Source organism: Microvirga sp. 3-52 (assembly GCF_018383585.1).
Lineage (GTDB): Bacteria > Pseudomonadota > Alphaproteobacteria > Rhizobiales > Beijerinckiaceae > Microvirga.
In genome coordinates this window covers 880-20,443 of sequence record NZ_JAHAMK010000005.1, presented here as the reverse complement: position 1 = coordinate 20,443, position 19,564 = coordinate 880, and the positions used below count along the sequence as shown (strand labels likewise).

General features: G+C 62.9%; 24 protein-coding genes. 6 read left to right on the top strand and 18 right to left on the bottom strand.

Going from position 1 to position 19,564, the window contains the following annotated elements:
- Positions 1–161 precede the first annotated feature (161 nt).
- On the bottom strand, positions 162–1,103 hold the full coding sequence (locus KHP60_RS05815; RefSeq protein WP_213562636.1) for a histone deacetylase family protein: 942 nt from the start codon (positions 1,101–1,103) through the stop codon (positions 162–164).
- A gap of 195 nt (positions 1,104–1,298) precedes the next feature.
- Between KHP60_RS05815 and KHP60_RS05810 the strand changes: the two genes are divergently transcribed.
- The gene (locus KHP60_RS05810; protein WP_213562635.1) at positions 1,299–1,886 is read left to right on the top strand and encodes a L,D-transpeptidase; all 588 of its coding nucleotides are present in this window, start codon (positions 1,299–1,301) and stop codon (positions 1,884–1,886) included.
- 687 nt (positions 1,887–2,573) lie between these two features.
- On the top strand, positions 2,574–5,825 hold the full coding sequence (locus tag KHP60_RS05805; RefSeq protein WP_213562634.1) for a peroxidase family protein: 3,252 nt from the start codon (positions 2,574–2,576) through the stop codon (positions 5,823–5,825).
- A gap of 289 nt (positions 5,826–6,114) precedes the next feature.
- Here KHP60_RS05805 and KHP60_RS05800 read toward each other — a convergent pair whose 3' ends face one another.
- From KHP60_RS05800 to KHP60_RS05785, 4 genes are all read right to left on the bottom strand, one after another.
- Positions 6,115–6,303, bottom strand: coding sequence for a hypothetical protein (locus tag KHP60_RS05800; protein WP_213562633.1), 189 nt, complete (start codon positions 6,301–6,303; stop codon positions 6,115–6,117).
- A gap of 131 nt (positions 6,304–6,434) precedes the next feature.
- Positions 6,435–6,905, bottom strand: a complete 471-nt coding sequence (locus KHP60_RS05795) for a DoxX family protein (protein ID WP_213562632.1) — start codon at positions 6,903–6,905, stop codon at positions 6,435–6,437.
- Between the two features lie 55 nt (positions 6,906–6,960).
- Positions 6,961–7,806: a patatin-like phospholipase family protein gene (locus KHP60_RS05790; RefSeq protein ID WP_213562631.1), complete on the bottom strand. Its 846-nt coding sequence runs from the start codon at positions 7,804–7,806 to the stop codon at positions 6,961–6,963.
- An 8-nt stretch (positions 7,807–7,814) separates the two neighbouring features.
- Positions 7,815–8,303: a MarR family winged helix-turn-helix transcriptional regulator gene (locus KHP60_RS05785; RefSeq protein WP_213562630.1), complete on the bottom strand. Its 489-nt coding sequence runs from the start codon at positions 8,301–8,303 to the stop codon at positions 7,815–7,817.
- Between the two features lie 258 nt (positions 8,304–8,561).
- Here KHP60_RS05785 and KHP60_RS05780 point away from each other — a divergent pair, with 258 nt between their 5' ends.
- A complete protein-coding gene (locus KHP60_RS05780) occupies positions 8,562–9,341 on the top strand; it encodes a DUF1499 domain-containing protein (RefSeq protein ID WP_213562629.1) in 780 nt (259 codons plus the stop codon).
- A gap of 145 nt (positions 9,342–9,486) precedes the next feature.
- Here the strand turns inward: KHP60_RS05780 and KHP60_RS05775 are convergent, their stop codons facing one another.
- Entirely contained in the window at positions 9,487–10,398 is a 912-nt protein-coding gene (locus KHP60_RS05775) for an MBL fold metallo-hydrolase (protein ID WP_213562628.1), read from the bottom strand.
- 220 nt (positions 10,399–10,618) lie between these two features.
- Between KHP60_RS05775 and KHP60_RS05770 the strand changes: the two genes are divergently transcribed.
- Positions 10,619–11,227: a biotin transporter BioY gene (locus KHP60_RS05770; RefSeq protein WP_213562627.1), complete on the top strand. Its 609-nt coding sequence runs from the start codon at positions 10,619–10,621 to the stop codon at positions 11,225–11,227.
- A gap of 78 nt (positions 11,228–11,305) precedes the next feature.
- Here KHP60_RS05770 and KHP60_RS05765 read toward each other — a convergent pair whose 3' ends face one another.
- Entirely contained in the window at positions 11,306–11,596 is a 291-nt protein-coding gene (locus KHP60_RS05765) for a hypothetical protein (RefSeq protein ID WP_213562626.1), read from the bottom strand.
- A gap of 174 nt (positions 11,597–11,770) precedes the next feature.
- On the opposite strand from KHP60_RS05765, the gene KHP60_RS05760 reads away from it, so the two are divergent.
- Positions 11,771–12,469 (top strand): hypothetical protein, encoded by a 699-nt coding sequence (locus KHP60_RS05760; RefSeq protein ID WP_213562625.1) that lies wholly within the window; start codon positions 11,771–11,773, stop codon positions 12,467–12,469.
- 55 nt (positions 12,470–12,524) lie between these two features.
- Here KHP60_RS05760 and KHP60_RS05755 read toward each other — a convergent pair whose 3' ends face one another.
- A complete protein-coding gene (locus tag KHP60_RS05755) occupies positions 12,525–12,932 on the bottom strand; it encodes a DoxX family protein (RefSeq protein ID WP_152712643.1) in 408 nt (135 codons plus the stop codon).
- 610 nt (positions 12,933–13,542) lie between these two features.
- On the opposite strand from KHP60_RS05755, the gene KHP60_RS05750 reads away from it, so the two are divergent.
- A complete protein-coding gene (locus KHP60_RS05750; protein ID WP_213562624.1) occupies positions 13,543–13,866 on the top strand; it encodes a hypothetical protein in 324 nt (107 codons plus the stop codon).
- A 15-nt stretch (positions 13,867–13,881) separates the two neighbouring features.
- Here KHP60_RS05750 and KHP60_RS05745 read toward each other — a convergent pair whose 3' ends face one another.
- From KHP60_RS05745 to KHP60_RS25055, 10 genes are all read right to left on the bottom strand, one after another.
- On the bottom strand, positions 13,882–14,214 hold the full coding sequence (locus KHP60_RS05745) for a hypothetical protein (RefSeq protein WP_213562623.1): 333 nt from the start codon (positions 14,212–14,214) through the stop codon (positions 13,882–13,884).
- Positions 14,215–14,744: 530 nt separating this feature from the next.
- Complete coding sequence (locus KHP60_RS25060) at positions 14,745–15,068, bottom strand: tyrosine-type recombinase/integrase (protein ID WP_311924681.1); 324 nt, start codon at positions 15,066–15,068, stop codon at positions 14,745–14,747.
- Positions 15,069–15,090: 22 nt separating this feature from the next.
- Positions 15,091–15,792 (bottom strand): hypothetical protein, encoded by a 702-nt coding sequence (locus tag KHP60_RS05740; RefSeq protein ID WP_249688553.1) that lies wholly within the window; start codon positions 15,790–15,792, stop codon positions 15,091–15,093.
- Positions 15,793–16,073: 281 nt separating this feature from the next.
- Positions 16,074–16,574 (bottom strand): DUF1643 domain-containing protein, encoded by a 501-nt coding sequence (locus KHP60_RS05735; RefSeq protein WP_213562622.1) that lies wholly within the window; start codon positions 16,572–16,574, stop codon positions 16,074–16,076.
- A 1,076-nt stretch (positions 16,575–17,650) separates the two neighbouring features.
- Positions 17,651–17,860: a hypothetical protein gene (locus KHP60_RS05730; protein ID WP_213562621.1), complete on the bottom strand. Its 210-nt coding sequence runs from the start codon at positions 17,858–17,860 to the stop codon at positions 17,651–17,653.
- Positions 17,857–18,069, bottom strand: a complete 213-nt coding sequence (locus KHP60_RS05725) for a hypothetical protein (protein ID WP_213562620.1) — start codon at positions 18,067–18,069, stop codon at positions 17,857–17,859. The genes KHP60_RS05730 and KHP60_RS05725 overlap by 4 nt, the downstream gene beginning before the upstream one ends.
- A complete protein-coding gene (locus tag KHP60_RS05720) occupies positions 18,066–18,437 on the bottom strand; it encodes an HNH endonuclease (protein WP_213562619.1) in 372 nt (123 codons plus the stop codon). The genes KHP60_RS05725 and KHP60_RS05720 overlap by 4 nt, the downstream gene beginning before the upstream one ends.
- Positions 18,437–18,952: a hypothetical protein gene (locus tag KHP60_RS05715; protein WP_213562618.1), complete on the bottom strand. Its 516-nt coding sequence runs from the start codon at positions 18,950–18,952 to the stop codon at positions 18,437–18,439. The genes KHP60_RS05720 and KHP60_RS05715 overlap by 1 nt, the downstream gene beginning before the upstream one ends.
- A complete protein-coding gene (locus tag KHP60_RS05710; protein ID WP_213562617.1) occupies positions 18,949–19,254 on the bottom strand; it encodes a YqaJ viral recombinase family protein in 306 nt (101 codons plus the stop codon). Before KHP60_RS05710 ends, KHP60_RS05715 begins: the two co-directional genes overlap by 4 nt.
- On the bottom strand, positions 19,255–19,564 hold a 310-nt coding region (locus tag KHP60_RS25055; protein ID WP_249688551.1), incomplete at its 5' end, for a transposase. It lies immediately after the preceding gene.

Here is a 19,564-nt window from a genome sequence, read left to right as displayed (position 1 = left end):
AACTCCTCACGTCATCACCGGCCTTGTGCCGGTGATCCCGATGAATTGAAGCTCGGCGCTTTTTCCGTATCGGGATGGCCGGGACTGATCCCCGGATCAAGTCCAGGGACGGCCATGACGGGAGAGGGTGTCATTGACGGGTGCGCTAGGCTCGATCTCGCTCAAGCCCCCGTCTCGCGCCCCATGAGGGCGTCGAGGTGGAAGGCGGTCGATCTCGCCAGGCCTTCGAGGTCGTAGCCGCCTTCGAGAACGGAGACGATCCGTTGGCCGCAATGGCGATCGGCGAGATCCATAAGCCTCTGGGTCGCCCAGGCGAAGTCCGATTCCGTGAGGTTCAGGCTGGCGAGCGGGTCGCGCCAATGGGCGTCGAATCCCGCCGAGATGACGATCAGATCCGGCGCGAAGGCATCGATGCGCGGCAGGATGACGGTATCCAGCGCGTCCCGGAACGCCTCGCTGCCGTCGCCCGCGTTCAAGGGCGCGTTGACGATGGTGCCGTGCTCGCCCGTTTCGGAGAGCTTGCCGGTCCCCGGGTACAGGGGCGCTTCGTGGGTCGAACAATAGAGCACGCTCGGATCCGACCAGAAGATGTCCTGCGTGCCGTTGCCGTGGTGGACGTCCCAGTCGAAGATCGCCACCCGTTCGGCGCCATGGCGTTTCTGGGCATGACGCGCGGCGATGGCTGCGTTGTTGAAGAAGCAGAAGCCCATGGCCCGGATGCGTTCGGCGTGGTGCCCCGGCGGGCGCATGGCCACGAAGGAGTTGGCCGCCCGGCCGGACATGACCTCGTCCACCGCCATCACCGCGCCGCCGGCGCCGCGCAGGGCCGCCTCGTAGGTGCCCGGCGACATCACCGTATCCTCGTCGATTCGGACTAACCCTTCTCGGGGGCTGATGTCCCGGAGCCGGACGATGTAGTCTTGCGGATGGGCGAGGGCGAGGCTCTCCATCTCGGCCATCGGCGCCTGCTCGCGGACGAGCGAGGTGAACCGCTCTTTCTCGAGTGCGCGCTCGATGGCGCGGATGCGGTCGGGCCGTTCGGGATGCCCAAGAGGTGTCTGGTGATCAAGGCTGGCCGGATGGGCAATGTAGAGCGTGGACATGAGCGTTCTTGAATAAGGACCGCCGCGAGTGTCGCAGCGTCACGAGCGGCTGTCTATGTTGTTGCGATGCAACACTTCTCGGTGCGGAGCCGTGCCATGGTGTGTTTCGATTCGACTCAACGACGTCACGGCCTATAACCCGGCCTGAAACGAAATTTTGTCTCGCCCCCGCTTAAGACTGCAGAGCTTTACACGATGCGCCTTTTCCGTCTGCCCCTTCTTTTGGCAATGCTCACGGCTCTGGCCGGGTGCAACTTCAAAGGCGTCCCGGACCCCCAGGTCTCGGCCCGCGACTCCGAGTGGATGGCGCAGGTGCCGAAGGCCGAGGACGATCCGCGCTTCGGGCGCTACCTGATCGACGATCCCACGGGCGAGGCGCCGGGCACCATCGTGGTCGATACCAAGGAACGCCAGCTCTACTACGTTCAGGCCAACAAGAAGGCGATCCGCTACGGCGTCGCCGTCGGCGACGAGGCCTATGGCTGGACCGGCACGGCCACCATCGCCCGCAAAGCGGAGTGGCCGGATTGGCACCCCCCGGCCGAGATGAAGGCCCGCTGGCCGCACGTCCAATATACCAAGGGCGGTCCCGACAACCCGCTCGGCGCGCGAGCGCTCTACCTGTATGAGGGCAACAAGGACACGCTCTATCGCATCCACGGCACGAACGAGCCGGAGAAGATCGGCCACGCGGTGTCCTCGGGCTGCATCCGGATGCGCAACATCGATGTGGTCGACCTCTATAACCGCGTTGCCCTGAACACGAAGGTCATCGTCCGCTAAGGGATCCGGCCCAGAAGCGCATCCCGCTTTTGGGCTTCCCCGATCGCGTTCCTGAAGCGGCGCCTCCGTCGTAGGAATCGTTCTTCAAGCACGACAGGCCAGATTCGCGATCTCGCCGGCTTAGCTGTTCCGGTGTCGAGCGGAATGCCGCCGTCCTGCGCTCCGGTGCCTTTGCTGTACTTCCACCTATGATCCGGCGCCGGGCCCGGGCGAAATACTGGGGATGAGCAGGACATTGCTTGGACCCCGGGACCGGCCATGTCTCCAGCTTGGCCACGCGCCGGCTTTTATTGGGTCAAAGCACATTTCATTGGTTGAGCCGGCCGATGACGGCGCATTTCTTCACCAAAGGGTCAGCCCGCCCTCCGTCAAAGCTGAGTTATCGCCTGCTCGAGTCTGAAGCTCTGATTATTTCATGTTGCTATAGCTTCGTTTCGACCTGAACGATCGAGCGAGGCTGTCGCTGTTCCATTGGATTTCTAAAGTAAATAACATATAGTACTTGTGATAAAGCTTGAAACCTTTGAATCGAAGAATGGATTGAATTCGTATAATGTGCCGAATTGCGTCAAGTGAAAAGTAATCGAGCGGCGATTACGCTATTTTTGGCAAGCTTTAAACTTACGATCGCCACAAATCATGATCCTACTCCTCCGTCCCGCCGGACCAATTCAGAGGAGACATGTCATGTTGCTCATTCGGTCCGATCTCGACTTCATTCTCTCCCAGATTCTCCAGAGCGAGGCGCACACGCCGATCGACGATCCCTCCCTGCCGTTCGGCCTTCGCGCGGTCGACGGCACCGGCAACAGCCTCGTGTCCGGCCGATACGGCTATGGCGCCGCAGATCATGTCTTTCCTCGCCTGACGGATCCCGAATTCCGAGCGGCGGGGAACGGGACGTCTTACGAACAGGTTCGTAAGGATTTGAAGGTGATGGATCCGCAGCCGCGGATCATCAGCAACCTGATCGTGGATCAGAACGGGGACACCAATCCTGCCGCACGCGCGGCCGACGGGAACGGGGACGGTCTGATCGTGAACGTGGCGCCCGATGCCAATGCTGCGCCGTTCAATCAATGGTTCACCCTGTTCGGCCAGTTCTTCGATCATGGGCTCGATCTCGTGAACAAGGGCAACAGCGGATCGGTCATCATTCCCTTGCAGCCGGACGATCCGCTCTACGTCGCCGGCAGCCATGAAAACTTCATGGTGCTGACGCGGGCGACCAATCAGCCGGGACCGGATGGAGTTATCGGAACGGACGATGACGTCCACGAGCATATGAACCAGACCACGCCGCTCATCGACCAGAACCAGACGTATACATCGCATCCCTCGCATCAGGTGTTCCTGCGTGAATACGCGCGCGATGCGAGCGGCAAGCCGGTCGCCACCGGTGCTCTGCTCGATCATGCCGGCGGTGGCCTGCCGACCTGGGGCGACATCAAAGCCCAGGCGAGGGCCATGCTCGGGATAAACCTCACCGACGAGGACGTGACCAACATCCCGTTGCTGGCGACGGACGAATATGGCCGGTTCATCCGCGGCCCGAACGGCTTCGCGCAGCTTGTCCTGCCGGGTCCCGACGGGCAGGCAGGCACCGACGACGACGTTCTCGTCGAAGGCGATCCGTCGGCTCCCGTCGTCACGACGGGCGCGGCCCATACCGGCCATGCCTTTCTCGACGACATCGCGCACGACGCCGTCCCGACCGGCAAGGTCGCCGACGGCGACCTCGAGGTCAGTCTCGCCAATCTCGACGGCTCGGATACGAGCGGCAACTATGACAACGAGCTTCTCGATGCGCATTTCATCACGGGCGATGGGCGCGGAAACGAGAATATCGGCCTGACGGCGGTGCATCACATCTTCCATGCCGAGCACAACCGGCTGCTCGGCCACATGAAGGATCTGATCCGCGCCGAACTTCCCTCCGATCCCGAATTCGTTCGCCAGTGGCTGCAGCCGGGAGCGGAGCTGGCCGACGGCGTCCAGGAGAGCGAATGGAACGGCGAGCGGCTGTTCCAGGCCGCGCGCTTCGGCACCGAGATGCAGTATCAGCACCTGGTGTTCGAGAATTTCGCGCGGCGTATCCAGCCCAATATCGACGAGTTCGAAGCGCACGACGTCACGATCGATCCTGCCGTCGCGGCGGAGTTCGCGCACACGGTCTATCGCTTCGGGCATTCTCTTCTGCGGGAGACCGTCGACCGCTTCGATACGAGCGGCAAGGTCGTTGATGGAGATCCCGACACGGCGGGCGATCAGCAACTGAGCCTCGTCGACGCGTTCCTGAATCCGACGGCATATGCCCAACGAGGCGTGTCCGGCGCCGCGGCAGGAGAGATCGTGCGCGGAGCAACCGGCCAGGCGGGCAATGAGATCGATGAATTCGTGACCGGTGCCCTGCGCAACAGCGTCCTTGGATTGCCGCTCGACCTCGCAGCCCTCAACCTCGCCCGTGGGCGGGACACGGGCATCGCCTCGCTCAACAAGGTGCGCGAGCAATTCTTCGACGGAACCGGAGACGCCGATCTCAAGCCTTATGAGAACTGGGCGGAATTCGGCGGCAACATCCGTCATCCCGAGTCGCTGATCAACTTCATCGCGGCCTATGGCATCCATCCCCTGCTCGACACTGCGACGACGTCGGCGGAAAAGCGCGCTGCCGCGTCCACGATCGTGGAAGGACGGGACGACGACCCGAACACGCCGGAGAACGAGAGTGCCGCTCCGGACAGACACTTCCTGAACGGCACCGGCGACTTCGCAGGACGCGGGACAGGCCTGGACGACGTCGACCTGTGGATCGGAGGGCTCGCCGAAAAGCCCCTGGCATCCGGCGGCCTTCTCGGTTCGACGTTCAACTTCGTGTTCGAGACGCAGATGGAGAAGCTGCAGAGCGGAGACCGTTTCTATTACCTGTCGCGCCTGGAAGGCACGAACTTCCTGACCCAGCTCGAGGGAACGTCCTTCTCCGAACTGGTGATGCGCAATACCGGGACGAAGCATCTTCCCTTCGATGTGTTCTCGGTGCCTGCCCATACGATCGAAATCGACAATCCATCGACCGACCCGATAGGCGCTTCAGGGAAGGTCGTCCGAAGCGACGGCTGGGTGTCCTATCAGGGCGCGGCCCATGTGGTCATGGGCGGAACCGGGCAGGGCGACCGGATCCGCTCCGGCGCCGGCGACGACACGCTCTGGGGCGATGCCGGCAGCGACGTGCTCGTCTCGGGCGCCGGGAACGACGCGCTCATCGGCGGCGACGGCGACGACCGGATGTCGGGCGAGGACGGCGACGATTTCTTCAAGGGCGCCGGCGGCAACGACAGCATGGACGGTGGGCGCGGGGCCGACCTGCTCGTCGGCCTCGAGGGCCGTGATCGCATCCGGGCCGGTGATGGCGACGATGAGGTCTTCGGCGGTCTCGACAACGACCGGATCGACGGGGGCAGCGGCAGCGACGAACTGCTCGGAAACGAAGGCGACGACTGGATCAGGGGCGGCGCAGGCGACGACCATCTGGTCGGCGACAACGGCAATCCGTTCGGTGAGCCGCTGGCCGACATCGACACGGCCGCCTTCTCCGGACGCCTGCGCAATTACACCATCAAGCACAATGCCGACGGCACGTTGACCGTCACCGACAAGGTGGGACAGGACGGGACCGATACTCTCCTGAACGTCGAGAGACTGCAGTTCTCCGATCGGACGATCCTCGTCGATGACGGAATGGCCTTGAAAGGGCCGTCGCCCGCACGTTCCGGGGCGCGGGACTCCGCTGCGGATCTCGCGAACGTCAGCGCTGGATCGCAGGAGGTGCGGCCGATCTCGGACCTTGCGGGTGCTGAAGCCGCTGCTCCGGATCCGTCGCACTTGGAGCCCAGGCCGCAACCGCTGTCCTTCGGTCAGGGCGATGTCATTCTGGCTTGAGCGGAATCTCTGGCATTGCGGAAGGATAGCGACGGAACTGACGTTGCGCCGATAGGAGGGGGACCGCTTTGCTCCAACCCCTTTCCGTCATCACCGGCCCTGTGCCGGTGATATCGATCCTGTGGAGCGCGGCGCCTCACCGCATCGGGATGGCCGGGTCAAGCCCGGCCATGACGGCGGAGGGTGTCATCCCCGACGGCCGCAGGCCGGTATGACACCAAGGTTTCCGATCCCGGAGCCGAGGCGGCACGGGAAGGCGGAGCGACGATTCGATGAAAGGAGAACGGTTCTAGCCCAGCATGGCTTCCTTGCGCAGGAACGCGGGAAGCTCGGTGGTCTTCGGGCGGCTCTGCTGCAGCTTAGCGGCCTGAACGGCTGCCGCGAGAGCGGGCAGGGCGACGGCCTTGAAAGCCGGGATGGAGCGGGCAGCACTCTGCTCGCCCGGTCGGATATCGCGGTCTGAAGCTTGCTGGGTCATGGATCCTCCCTGGACATCAGGCTGTCATTGCAACCTGCCCCTATGATCCGGCTGCCTGTGACTGCTTTGGGGCAGACCTGTGATCATGTGCTGGCTTGGCTGCAGATGAACCACTCAAGGTGAATGAAACCTTAACGCTGCAACATTCCCGTCGAAGCCGCGGTCAGGGCTTGCGAGTCCGCTGCAGATCGGAATTCAGACCTCGGCCGCAGGGCCAGGATCGAGACCAGGATGAGCGCCCCGATCATGCCCACGTGCTCTCCAGCCGTATGGAGCGCGGTGATCGCCCGCTCGCCTTCGAGACGCCAGAAGGCGTGGACGATCAGGATGGTGAGGAAGGTGAACACTCCCAGGGCTCCGGCGCCGAGCCAGGTCCAGCGCTTCGCGATGATGAGGGCGGACCCGGTCAATTGGACGAAGATCGTGAGGCCGTTGAAAAGCCAGGCCGGCTCCAGGCCGAACTGACGCATCTCCGCCATGCCGCCAGGGAAATCCAGCAGCTTGACGAGCCCGCTGGCCCAGAATGGAAAGGTGAGCAGAACCCGGGCGGTGATTTCCGTTCCCCGGCTCGAGAGCAATGCGTCGATCAAGCGTGGCGTCATGATGGCTTCCCCTTGTTGACGTTAGGACAGGAAGGCCTTCTAGGGCCAAGCTTCGCTACAAGCTGTGCGCCCCCGCACGTTTTGCAAAAGCCTCGCCGTCCCTCAATCCCATCTCGTAAGCCTTCCGAATGCCGGCCGGATTGGTGATATCGAACTGCCCGATGGGAACGGGCGCGGAGGGCTGGACGTAGGTGCGACCCTTCACGTCCGGAAACGCACGATAGAGGCGCGAGAGAATGACGAGGGTTTTGCCGCCCTGCTCTTCGACGGGGAGGAGGGGCTCCGTCGGCACGTTGTCGACGAGCCCGCCGTCGAGCGCCACCATGCCGCCGATGAGGCCGACCGGCATGAAGGGCGGTACGCTGGCGCTCGCCATCAGGGCGGCGGACAAGTCCGCGGGCGTGTCCAGGTCCTGCAACTGGACGAATTCCGGGCGAAACCCGAGGGCGCGCCCGCCGCGCGGATGAACAGGGGAGCGCCACTTCTTCTCGATCTGATACGTCGCGATGCCGAGCGGAACGGCGAGCAAGAGCGGGAGGCGGCGCGGCTTGCGGGCCAGCCCGATCAGGATGCTCGGGCCTTGCTTCAAACGCTCCAGGGCATCCTCGTCGATGATGGCCTCGATCAGGCTGCGATACATGAGCGAGACCGGCCAGGGCGAGCCTTCGCTGCGCCAGGCGCGCCATTCGAAATTGCGGCGCCCGAGGCTGCAGCCCTCCGCCACCATCTCGTTGACCCGCCGTCCGAGCCCCAGGAGACTGTAGCAGGCGGACCAGGCGCCGGCGCTCACGCCGACGATCCTGCCGGGCTTCAATCCGAGCAGCGGGGCCGCGGCTTCCCAGAAGCCGCCCTGCCAGTAGCAGCGGTTTCCGCCGCCTGCGAATGCCACCGCGTCGAACATCGAGGACCCTATCGGGATTTGGACGCTGGGCTTTCCTCCTCCGCCCGCGCCCGTTCCCGCCAGGCGAGGACGATGCGCTCGAGATCGGCCAGATCCTGGGCCGGGAGGGTTCCGAGCGTGCGCATGACATAGGCGCGCTGCGCGGCAATTCCGCGGTTCGCTAGGTCGCGGCCCTTCGCGGTCAGGTACAGGGCATTGGAACGCCGGTCGCCGGGGATCGAACGCCGCTCGACGAGCTCGGATTCGACCATGCGGTCGAGAAGCCCCGAGACGTTGCCCTTTGTCACGTAAAGCCGCTCCGCCAGCTCCTGCTGGCTCATGCCCTCACGTTCCGTGAGCGTGGAGAGGAGGTCGAATTGGGGGATCGACAGACCCAGCTCTTTCAACTCCGCAGCGACCGCATTGGTCGCCCGGCGATTCAAGCGGATGAACCGAAACCAGATCCTCAGGGGATCAACGGACTCGACCGGGGAGGAGGCTGGCGAGAGAGATTTCAAAGGTTCTTGGCTCCTGTGCGGCTCGATAGTTTACATTGAAACCGTTCGTCCCGTCACCCCTGGCCGGAAGAGGGAAAGGCCCCGTGCGCAGTTTTCTCGGCGGGGGGTGGAACGAAAGGCAAAGCTTCCGCTTTCCTGACCATCCCGTCCTGACGGCCGGCCGAGATCCTTAAAAAAGCCGGTGACATCCCACCAAGGCGAGCCGCTTCCCATCCAAGAGGAGTGGCGCGCGCTCAAAGAGGTTTGTAAGACGACCTGATGCGCCGTCTCATCATCGAAGAACCGGTCTCCCGCCCGGCGAAGTGGTCTCCCACGCTGGCATGGTTTGCGCTCGTCGTGACCGTGTTGGCCGTGCTGCTGATCCGCTTCAACCGGATCGACTACCAATCGGGCTTCATCGCCCTCGGTGCAGGAATCGCCATTGCGCTCCTGGCCGTGGGCATGTCGTTCCTCGGTTTCGTCCGCATCTGGCAGGAGGGGCGTCAGGGGCTGGGCAGCGCCATCAAGGGGCTTCTCATCGCGGCGCTCGTTCTCGCCTATCCGGGCTTCATGGCGCTCAGGGCCGCGACCCTGCCGCCGATCGCCGACATCAGCACCGACACGGACGACCCGCCGGCCTTTTCCCGCTCCCGGGCCGCACTCCAGGCCCGTGACGGCCGCGTCCCTCCCGACGTCTCTCAGGAGGCGCGCGAGATGCAGCGGGCCTCCTACGTGCAGATCGCGCCGCTCACCCTCGATATCGGTCCTGAGGAAGCCTTCGCCATCGTGCAGAAGGCGGCCCAGAATCTCGGCTGGCAGGTGATCGAGGCCGCGCCGCCCGGTGGACGCATCGGCCTGGGACGGCTGGAGGCGATCGACCGTTCGCTCCTGCTCAAGATGCCGAGCGACATCACGGTGCGGGTCCGCCCGCGCGTCGACGGCACCCGCATCGACATCCGCTCCGCCTCCCGCTTCGGCAGCCATGATCTCGGCGCCAATGCGGGGCATATCCGCGACTTCCTCGAGGAAGCCTCGAACCTGGCGATTGCGGTGCGCTGAGCGACGATCCGTTGCCGCTCTCACGGCATGGCGGGCATGCCCCGACATCCCGAAGAGCGCCGCGCCTCAGGGAATCGGCATCACCGGCACGAGGCCCGTGATGCCGGGAGATGGAGCGGCTCTTCAGGGCCGCACGATGCGCAGGTCAGGCGAGCCGGTACTCGCTGTCCAGGGCAGGGATACCGTCGACGATCACCCGTCCCTTGGCGGCCAGATCCTCCAGATGCGCGAAGACCGACAGCCCTGCGGCTCCGACGAGGGCCGGGTTCAAGCCCTGATAGATCGCGGCCACGATTTCGGGGATCGTCCGGTCGCCGGCCTTCAGCCGGTTGAGGATCGAGGCCTCGCGCTGGCGCCGATGATGGATGAGGGCCCGCACGAAACGCCGGGGCTCCTGCACCGGGCCGCCATGACCGGGCCAATAGAGCTTCTCGTCGCGGCCCTTCAGCTTGTCGAGGGAAGCCATGAAGGCGCTCATCGATCCGTCGGGCGGCGCGACCACGGTCGTGGACCAAGCCATGACGTGATCGCCCGAGAACAAGGCCTTCTCCTCCGGCAGCACGAAAGCGAGGTGGTTGGCCATGTGCCCGGGTGTGGCGAGCGCCTCCAGGGTCCAGCCGGGGCCCTCGACGGCATCGCCCTCGCGCAGTTCTCGGTCGGGCGCATAATCCTTGTCGGAACTGGCCTCGAGGGAGTTGACCTCGCCGGAAAACAGCGGCCGGGCGCTATGATGGCGCGCGCAGCCGACGATCTCGGCTCCCGTGGCGGCCTTGATGGCGCGGGCGGCGGGCGAGTGGTCCTTGTGAGTGTGGGTGACGAGGATGTGGGTCACCGTTTCGCCCCGGACCGCGTCGAGAAGCGTCTCGATCTGGCCGCGTGTGTCGGGGCCCGGATCGACGATGGCGACGTTTCCCGAGCCGACGATATAGCTGCAGGTGCCCGTAAAGGTGATCGGCCCGGGGTTGTCGGCGACGATTCGGCGGACGAGAGGGCTCACGCGCACGCATTCGCCCGACCGAGCCGGAGGGCGAGTGTCGAAGGTGAGGTCGTCGGCCATGCGGGAATCCTCGAGGATGCGGGTGGGAGCATCCGGCGCTTCCTACAGGAGCACATCCCGCCCGCAAGGCTTTTTCCTGAATCGCCCGTGCCATTGGACTAATAGGGTGTCCACAGCACCCGGAAATGCCTGAATGCGCAGCTTGAGGCTCGCACCGGACCTCCCTATAAGGCTTCATGAGCCGCCGCGCGAATGGCGGAACGATCTGGAGATTCAATTCATGACGACCGGCGTCTCTTCGCTGTCTTCTCCGTCGACCCTCGTCGGCCTCCTCTGGCCGTCCCGGGACGATGCTCGCTTCGCTGCCCTTCGCGCCATCGTCCTGATGGTCGCCGGCACGGCGCTTCTCACCGTATCGGCCAAGGTCCAGGTGCCGCTGCCTTACGTTCCCATGACGCTGCAGACCCTGGTCGTGCTGCTCATCGGCGCGTCCTACGGCTGGCGCCTCGGCGGGGCGACCGTGGCTCTCTACCTCGCTGAGGGCGCTATGGGCATGCCGGTCTTCGCAGGCCCGACCGCCGGTATCGGCTATCTGATGGGGCCGACCGGCGGTTTCCTCTTGGGCTTCCTGGCAGCCGCCATCGTGATGGGCTTCATGGCCGAGCGCGGCTGGGACCGTTCTCTCGTTCGTGTCATCATCATGATGAGCATCGGCCACGCCGTGATCTTCGCCTTCGGCCTCGCTCAGCTGTCCCTGGTCGTGCCCTTCGCGAAGGCTTGGACCGTGGGCGTCGCTCCTTTCGTGGCAGCGACCCTCGTGAAGACCGCTTTGGCCGTGGCCCTGATGCAGGCGGCCTGGTCCGTGACCCGCCGCGGCAGCAAGGCCTGATCCGGCCTTCAAGAGCAAGCCTTTCAGAAGCCGCCTTCGGGCGGCTTCTTCGTTTTCAGGATCGGACCGGACGTTCGATCAGCCGACCGAATGCACCAGCTTCAGCTTGGGCTTCGACTTCGCAGTGCCATAGAGGAAGGTGAGGTCGACCCATTCCTCATCGCCGCCGGCTTCCTCGATGCGATACCCCATCTGCCGGGCGATGGCCTCGACCTGACTGAGGTTTGACCGCGCGATCCAGCGGGAGAATTCGCCCAGCCCCTGGTCCATCAGAACGGCAATCATGCCGATCTCGACGCCTTGATCGAAGTCCTCGCTGCGGCCGGGAAAACGCAGCCGCAAACCGTCATCCAGATGGATATGTCTCATGATGGGAAGCCCCCAAATCGCCCTTTCCGGGCACCTTTTGTTTGAATGTATCAACAAACGCCCGCAGCCGGAAGGCGTCATGGACGCGCATCTCGAGCATCCACCGGACGCAAGGGGAACTCGCCCGGCGAGCCGCTCATTAGCCCTGCGATCAGTCCGAACAGGAGAGTTCCCATGGCCGAACGCAGGATCACCGCCTTCTTCGACACTTACGACGAAGCCGCGCGGGCCGTGACGCGGCTGGAGGCAGCTCACGTTCCGAATTTCGAGATCAGCCTCGTCTCCAACAACTTCGACGACGCCCATACGCATCACACGACACGCGCCTTCGACAACGAGGGATCGTCTCACGAATTCGCTGGAGCAACGGCCGCAGCTGGGACGGTCGCCGGCGCCGGAGCCGGGCTCCTGGCGGGGCTCGGCACGGTGGCCGTTCCGGGCTTCGGGCCAGTGATCGCAGCGGGATGGATCGTCTCGACCCTCGTGGGCGCCGGCGCCGGTGCCGCCGTGGGCGGTCTCGCGGGCGCGCTGGCGGATGCCGGTCTCAGCGATGAGGATGCTCAGAACTACGCGGAAGGCGTTCGCCGTGGCGGAGCGCTCGTGACCGTGAAGGCCGACGAGGCGCAGATCGACAGGGTGGTGAAGATCCTCGACGACGAGGGCGAGATCGAGCCGAGCGAACAGGAGGGGGAGGCCACGAGGGCAGCGGATGAGGCCCCGGCGCCTCCGATCGGGGCGGCGGCTTCCACCACCACCGGACTGACGACGGATCTCATGCCGATTCCCCTCGACGAGGATGCCGACGATCACACGCTCCACGTCGAACTGCAGGATGAGCGCCTTCGCCGTCCCATGGGAACGAGATCTGAATAGGTAGGAGCGAAAGGCATGAGATGCCTCTCGCCTTCCACCTGATCACTTCACTCGATTAGGCGGTGCGGCCGTTGCGCAGAAAGCGATCCAGGCTCCATGCGCCGCCGCCGGCCGCTGCGATGAACAGGAAGACGAAGCAATAGAGAATGGCCGCATCGCCGCCATTCAGCACGGGATAGACGCTGCGCGGAGCATGGGCGATCCAATAGGCGGCAGCCATCAGGCCCGAGAGAACGAAGGCGACCGGACGCACGAACAATCCGGGGACCAGAAGCGCTCCACCCACGATTTCGAGAACACCTGCGATCCAGGGAAGGCTGAAGGCTGCCGGTCCAGGATTGGGGGAGACCGGGAAGCCGAGAAGCTTCTGCGTGCCATGCGCCATGAAGATCAGCGCGGCAACGATGCGCAGGATGCTGAGAAGGCGCGGCGCCCAAACGGTCTCGAGCTGAGTGGTGTTCATCAAAGGGTCTCCAGGTTGGGAAATCTCGGCGGATGGCTTGGCCGATCCGCTCATGGGCGCCACCTCGATACAAGTTCGGCCTGCATCTTCCCATCCCTCAAAGCGCAGCTTCCGGTAACGAATTGCTTACCACGTCCCCAACACGGTTTGATCCTCCGCAAGGCTCAGGCGTTTCTCCTCCGCCAACAGAACAGGAGGCTTTCATGACCATCCTCGATCCGAAAACCGGGCAGCTCGTCACCATCGATCTCACCTCCAAGCCGCGGCGCGCGTGAGGCGGCTCGAGGTCGCTGCCGGCCAGCAGTGAAAACCCATCCCAAATCGTCACAGATACTGTCCTCCTCCCACTTATTTGATCATTCCCTCCGCTGAACAGATGCGCAAAGCGCCTTATTTAATCTTCAGCGGCACGGGCACGTGACCCAACGCACATCGCGGAAGCGACATCCTGTCGATAGTCGAAGGGCCGGAACCCTTGCTCCGCAAAGGCATTGGCTAGCAGGAATGGATTCATTCGGGCGCCAAGCCGAGATTTGTTGGTTGATCGATCAGCAACCGGAGCTGTGGCGCTCTACGTTTTTTGAAGAGATCGAATGGTGAGGAGAGTCGAATGGCTCTGACGGGACGTTTTAATCTTCGCAAAACTTTCACCGGCCGCATCGTCCTGCAGGTGGAGGAGGAGGTGACGGGCTTCTGGGGGCGCATGTTCGGCAAGGCCAAGCTGCACCGGCGCTGGCGCGACGCGAACGTGCTCGATCTGGCCGCGCCCGAACTGCGAAGCCTCGTCGACCTGCGCTTCCGCCCCCGCTACATGCCTCAGACCAATGAGACCCCACAGGAATGGCCCAAGTCTCCGCGCCAGCTCGAGGCGATCCCGGCCCAGACCCTTCATTATGAAACCTACCCGGAAGACGGGCGCTTCTCGACGCATTGAGGAGCGCTGAACAGGTTAGTTTGCCGAGGCAGATCCCGGCCCTGGTTTGCCAGAAGGCGTTCCATCGGGATTCATGCCGTACTTCCTGTAGGTCGCCTGCAGGTCCTCTTCCTCCGCGGCCTTCATGCGGGCGTGGCTCTTGGCGCGGAAGGCTTCATTGGAAACATTCACGCCGACCAGGAGCGGAATGGACGACAGGCCCGTCTTGTCCATGGATGCCGCCATCGCGCCAGCGCCCTGGACGGTGCCGAGAGCGCGTGCGTCGGCCTCCAGTTCAGCGTGAACCCTAGCCGAAGCGGATCCCGGCTCACCAATGCCCGCACTTTGAGGAGACGCTGCCGTGGCCATCGGACCGGCGCTTTGACACCCAGCGAGCGCCATGAGGAATGCCACGGCAATTGCGGATTTTCGTGCTGCACAAGATGGCATGATCCCGGACCTGTTATGACGTAGCGGTATTCTGCCACTTAACACGGCTCCGGCTTTGCCTTCCCCATCCAAACAGAGAGGATCGGGCATATTTGTTGGCGCATCGCCTGCACATCCGATGGGAAGACCTTGCGGCTGCCGTGTCCGCAACAGAGGGCGCCGCGCCAAGTGAAGAGCAGAGGGCCCTGTGGCGGCTCGGTCTCCATTGCCGGGGTGAAAGGCATGCCGATCATGCGCAATCGGAAGGTAGAGATGCTTCTCTCGAAGGAGAATTACGATCTTCGGCTAAGAAATGGTCGGAGTGGCAGGATTTGAACCTGCGACCCCCACGTCCCGAACGTGGTGCGCGACGCTCAAACCCTTTATTTTCCGGGCTTTTTCAGTTGCGGTCGACACTGAATGTTCACGTTCTGTCATCGTGAACCTGTCTACTGCTTGTCTACCGCCCATCAGGCTTTTCTCACAATGTTAACAGCCGCTTGCCTCTGGAAGTCGGCATGATGGTGGCCGTAGGTCTTTTCGAGTGTCTCAACGGTCATTCCGAGGAAGCCTGCCGCCTCCCAGAGATCTGTGCCGCGCTGCATCAGCCAAGTGGCAGCCGTGTGCCTCAAAGTGTGCGGCGTAACTCCCTCGAGGCCCGCATCCTCGCAGGCTCGGCGGAATGCTTTCTCAAGGCCCGTCCCAATCGGCTTGCCATTCCACTCGACGGCATACAGCTGCCCCTGAGCTCTCCAGCGCCTGAGGTGAGCAAGCAGACGATCGGGCAGCCTCACCGGCGGCCGGCGCTTCTTGGTCTCAACCTCGCCAGCAGCCTTCCGGTAGAAGACACCCCGCTCGAGATCCGGTATAGAGCGCCACCAGGACGAACCGCGCCACGTGGCGCCGGCTGTAGCGTCCGGTCATGTGGCCCTTCTGCGTCTCCCGATAGCGCCAGGCTGCCCAAATCAGGCGGGCAGCCTCCGAGCGGGTCAGCCAGCGCTCCCGAGGCGGGGACCGCTCCGGCAACACAACCTCCACAATCTCATTACAGAGCCCCTCGGCGCGGTGATACTTGATCGCTGCCCTCAGATCCTCCAGCTCCCGCCGTGCCACCTTCTTGGCTCGCCAAGTGACATAGGCACGGCAGTTCCGGCCGTTCACGTCGGCCAGGGTCTTACCGGTCCAAAATTTGAGGAGGGGGATGGCCCGCTGGGCAACTTCCTCAGGGCGAGCCTGGGTGGGGGCTTTGTCCGTCAGGTAGATGTTGATGACATCCGCTACCGGGATCGAAGCGGCACCACGGCCGCGCTCTCGCGAGGGGCGATATTTTTCTGCGATGTAGTTAGCGAGGGCTTGCTCTGCCTCTGGCGGAGCCTTTCGGCGGTTCGTAACGCGGATGCCTGTGCTTCGCTTAGCCGATCCGTCTCGGATGACCCAGACGCCCTCTCTCTTGCGCCCGTCCGTTCCTTCGAAGGCCGGTTGCGCCCAGAGGCGGGGACCTTTGTGGTGTTGCGGCATAGTTCCCTCATGCTCTCAATAGCCGCCAGGGTTGTGTAGTCCTTCCCGGCAATCCGTTCGATCATCAAGTTTCCTCTGGCGGCTTCCTTGCGCAAGCCGCTGACCCCTATGGAGCCATCGGGAAAGGCGAGGCGAGCTGCCGTCTCCAGACGGAGCGGCGTCGTCGGAGTGACGTTCGCAAGGGTGAGTTCCGGCCTCATTGGATGCTCATCTTCCTCAATCATTCATGACCGTAGTGACGGCCACAATAAATTCTGGTCTCTCGGCAACCCCGTGTTGGCTCAATTGCTTAGCTTTGGCTGGTGCCAGTCAGATATTGCGGTGTCGTAGCTCAGCATCAGCGGGTGGCGCGGATGCTGATCCTGGGCTGTGCCGAGGCACATAAAGCGGCATCCGACCCGATCCGCGATCCGAATAACTTCTTGCCAGCGGCTTCGCAGGTGGAGTGGCAGCTTTGCCAACGGACCCCATGCAACGATATACAAGTCTGCATCCCGCATGATTTGCTCAAGGTGACGGTCATTGTCTGGTCCGACTGGATCGGGAGCAATGCGTAGCGCTTTGATGTCCGGTGACCTGAAGGCGAACTTGTTGCCGACGATAATTCGTCCGACGCCGTGCCGCTCAGCAAAGCCAATAACCTTGCGGATCGTAGCGTCATTCTGTTCCGCATCTGCCGTCGATGGATTGACCATGATGAAGGCAGCGACGCGAGGGTTGGTCGAGATGCCTCGCTCAAGGCGATAGCGGTAGAGGCCACATGGAGAAATGACTGCGCTCATCATCGGGGCTCCCTGTCGATAGCTTTGAGCGCGGCGGTTTCAAGGCCAGACGGATGCGTACGGCACATAGCAGCTTGGCAGAGACAGGGGTGACGAACGCGAGTTGGCCTAACCACCTGTAGAACGACGCGATCATACCTCCCGCTCGCGTCGTTCCCTCTGGAAGGGCCGAGGCCCCACCTTCGGGCTGCTGGAAACGGCAGCCCTTTTTGTTGCCTGCTCATGGCCGGATGTCATCTCGGTAAGGCCTCGTTAAGCATGTCGGCCTAGAACGGCCCGACCGAAGGCCGATGCATTGCCCCATCTTGTCCTCGGCTTTCGGAGAGAGGGTCGCTGTCTGGACAGCGGCCCTTTTCGCATTTGATTGAGCTTTGACCACAGGCGCATCTCAGTGTGTCAGGACGGCTATAGCCAGCACGAAGCATGCGGCTGCGAAGAACCAGAGGAACCACGCGGGGTAGGGGCGGTAACCGTCTTCGGGGATCATGCCACTCATCCGTTCTTTCCCGCGTTAATCACTTGGAAGCCACGCCACCGCACTCTATCGACGAGGCGTGGGTATCCGCCGCTGTCTCGGAAAGGTGGACCTCTAGTGGAGTGGGCTCTGGTCGTACTAGCCATGGCGACCTTCGCAGCTTTGGTCATTCCATCGCTTGTGGGCGTATTCCTTGATCTGTAGAATCTTGGACTTGATTTGACGGACAGTGTCAGAGCCAGTTGCCCTCTNCTGTAGAATCTTGGACTTGATTTGACGGACAGTGTCAGAGCCAGTTGCCCTCTGGCAGCTTGAATGATGGCTTGGGGCTCCGGCGGGCCCTCAAGCCCTGCGCCTGCGGCGCACCGCCAAGCGGCTATGGGGCTTGACCGCCCACCTTGCCCAAGCTGAGAGCAACCATGCCAGAATGGCGGGCTCTGCACTCCACTTCCTCGTGCAGAACACGACTTGGTTCGACACTGTCTGATGGGTCAAGTCCTAACTTTCACACTTGATCCCCACGGGTTCAAGGATCGTCCGATGCCGCCGAGCCTTGCTCCTCCCAAGGCGCGCAACCGATTTGGATTGACGAACTGGCTGCTCATACCGCACCTCCGAAAAGGTCGCCCTTCGCAGCCTCAGCATCAGCCTTCGCCCTATAGTCCCGAGCGATCTGCTCCATCATTGCCAATTGGTCGTCCGCAAACGCCTGAGTCATTCGGTGATCCTCGATCCAGCGCGAATAAACGCGGCGTCGTTGCTTCACTTCCCGTTCGGCGCAAGTAGCCAGTTGCTCTAGCGTGAAGGTCATGGGTGCACCTCAATCACAGATCCACCGTGCTCGGTCACCGGTACGCGTGACAGGTTCTCAGCGGCCGGCACAGTGGAAGCGGAGAAGGGGCGGCAGTTGCTGCCCTTGGTGAGCCAGATGCGCTCGACCCGAGCGTTGTGCTCTGCGATGCGCTGCGTGAGGTCCTTGCCAATGAGGACAGGCGGCGGGATGTAGATGGGTTCGCTCATCGGGTGCCGCTGATGACTGCACCGGTGCGACGGTCGACAATTGTGCCGTCCATCTTCACCTTGAGATTGGATTTTCTCCCGAAGGGCATGGGCTTACGAGCCGTGTGCACGCCTTGAGCAATGCTCTTCCGCTGACGATCCGCCCTCTGCATGATCGGATTATCCTGAAGACGGGTCTTGTCCTTATGGCAGGGCAGACACAGAACCATGCAGTTCTCGAGCGTCGGCTCGCCGCCTAACCCATCAGGGACGATGTGATCGTAATGGAATTCGCCTACCCGGAGCTTCTTGTTGCACTGCTCGCAATGGCCGTTGGCTCTCTCAGCAGCCTTGCTCTTTATGCGCTTGGAAAACTCCTGGCGGGCCATCAGGCAGCCCTCCCGACATTCCGGGTAAGCGTCTCTGGCTGAGTGCCGATCATCTCGGCCAGCACGTCGAGAACTTTGTTTTTGCTCTCTTGGAAGACCTGCTTGCCCATGGCTGCCTTGGACTGGCTCTTGGCTGTCCAGACGGTCACGACGGCTTCGAAGGTGGTGACGACTGCGAACTCATCCATCGGCTTGATGAAGGCTGCGATGCGCTGAGCCTCAGCCTTGGAGTTGCAGACGATCGAGCGCTCGTCCCGATAGCCGGCCTTAATCAGAGCATACTTGCGGAGGTGCTCTTCTGTTGGGAAGCGGTCGGCCTGGCTCTCGGGCAGGTTCATCCATGCGAGATGGATGGCAGCGAAGTAGTGAGAGTGACTTGCTTGAGAACGGTGCTCCTGAACGGCAAGGCGGTATTCCTCCCCGACCACGAAAGACCTATCACACTCTTTCTGGAAGCGACGGTGCGGAACCATCGCCTCTCCCGTCCAGTGGAATAGGATTGGGGCCGTGCTCATGCCGCCTCCCGCTCATAAAGGGCGACGAGCTGGCTCACCTTGTGCTCGACCTCTGCGAGGAACTCGGCAACATCCTTTTCAAGTTCCTTGATGCGGAGTTCGTCCCGCTCAAGGCGTTTCACGAAGAGGCGCATAGAAGGCGGCAAGCGCGGGTCGAACGAGACAAAGTCGCACCACTGCCGGCCAGTGCAGGCCATCTGCCAAAGCATCTGCGTGACGTACTTGCCGGGGATGTTCTGGCTGATCAGTGTGTCAATGTGCGTGGCCGTGTTTGGGCATTTCACCTCTAGAGCACCGGTCATTCAGACGAATCCGTATCCGGCTGCGGTGAAGTAGTTACGGCATGCCTCGGGCTCGACGAGATCACAGATGTCGCCGATGGCCCGCCAGAGCGCCTCGACGGTCCGGGCTTCGGCTTTGCGCAAATGTGCTTTGATCTGTGAGAAGACCTGCTCAATCGGGTTCAAATCCGGACTGTAGGGTGGCAGGAACAGAAACCAGGCGCCCTTTTGCTTGAGACACTGCGCGGCTTTCTCGCTTTTGTGCGCCGGCAGGTTATCGAGGATCACCACGTCGCCTTGCGACAGCGTCGGGGCAAGCTGGGTCTCCACA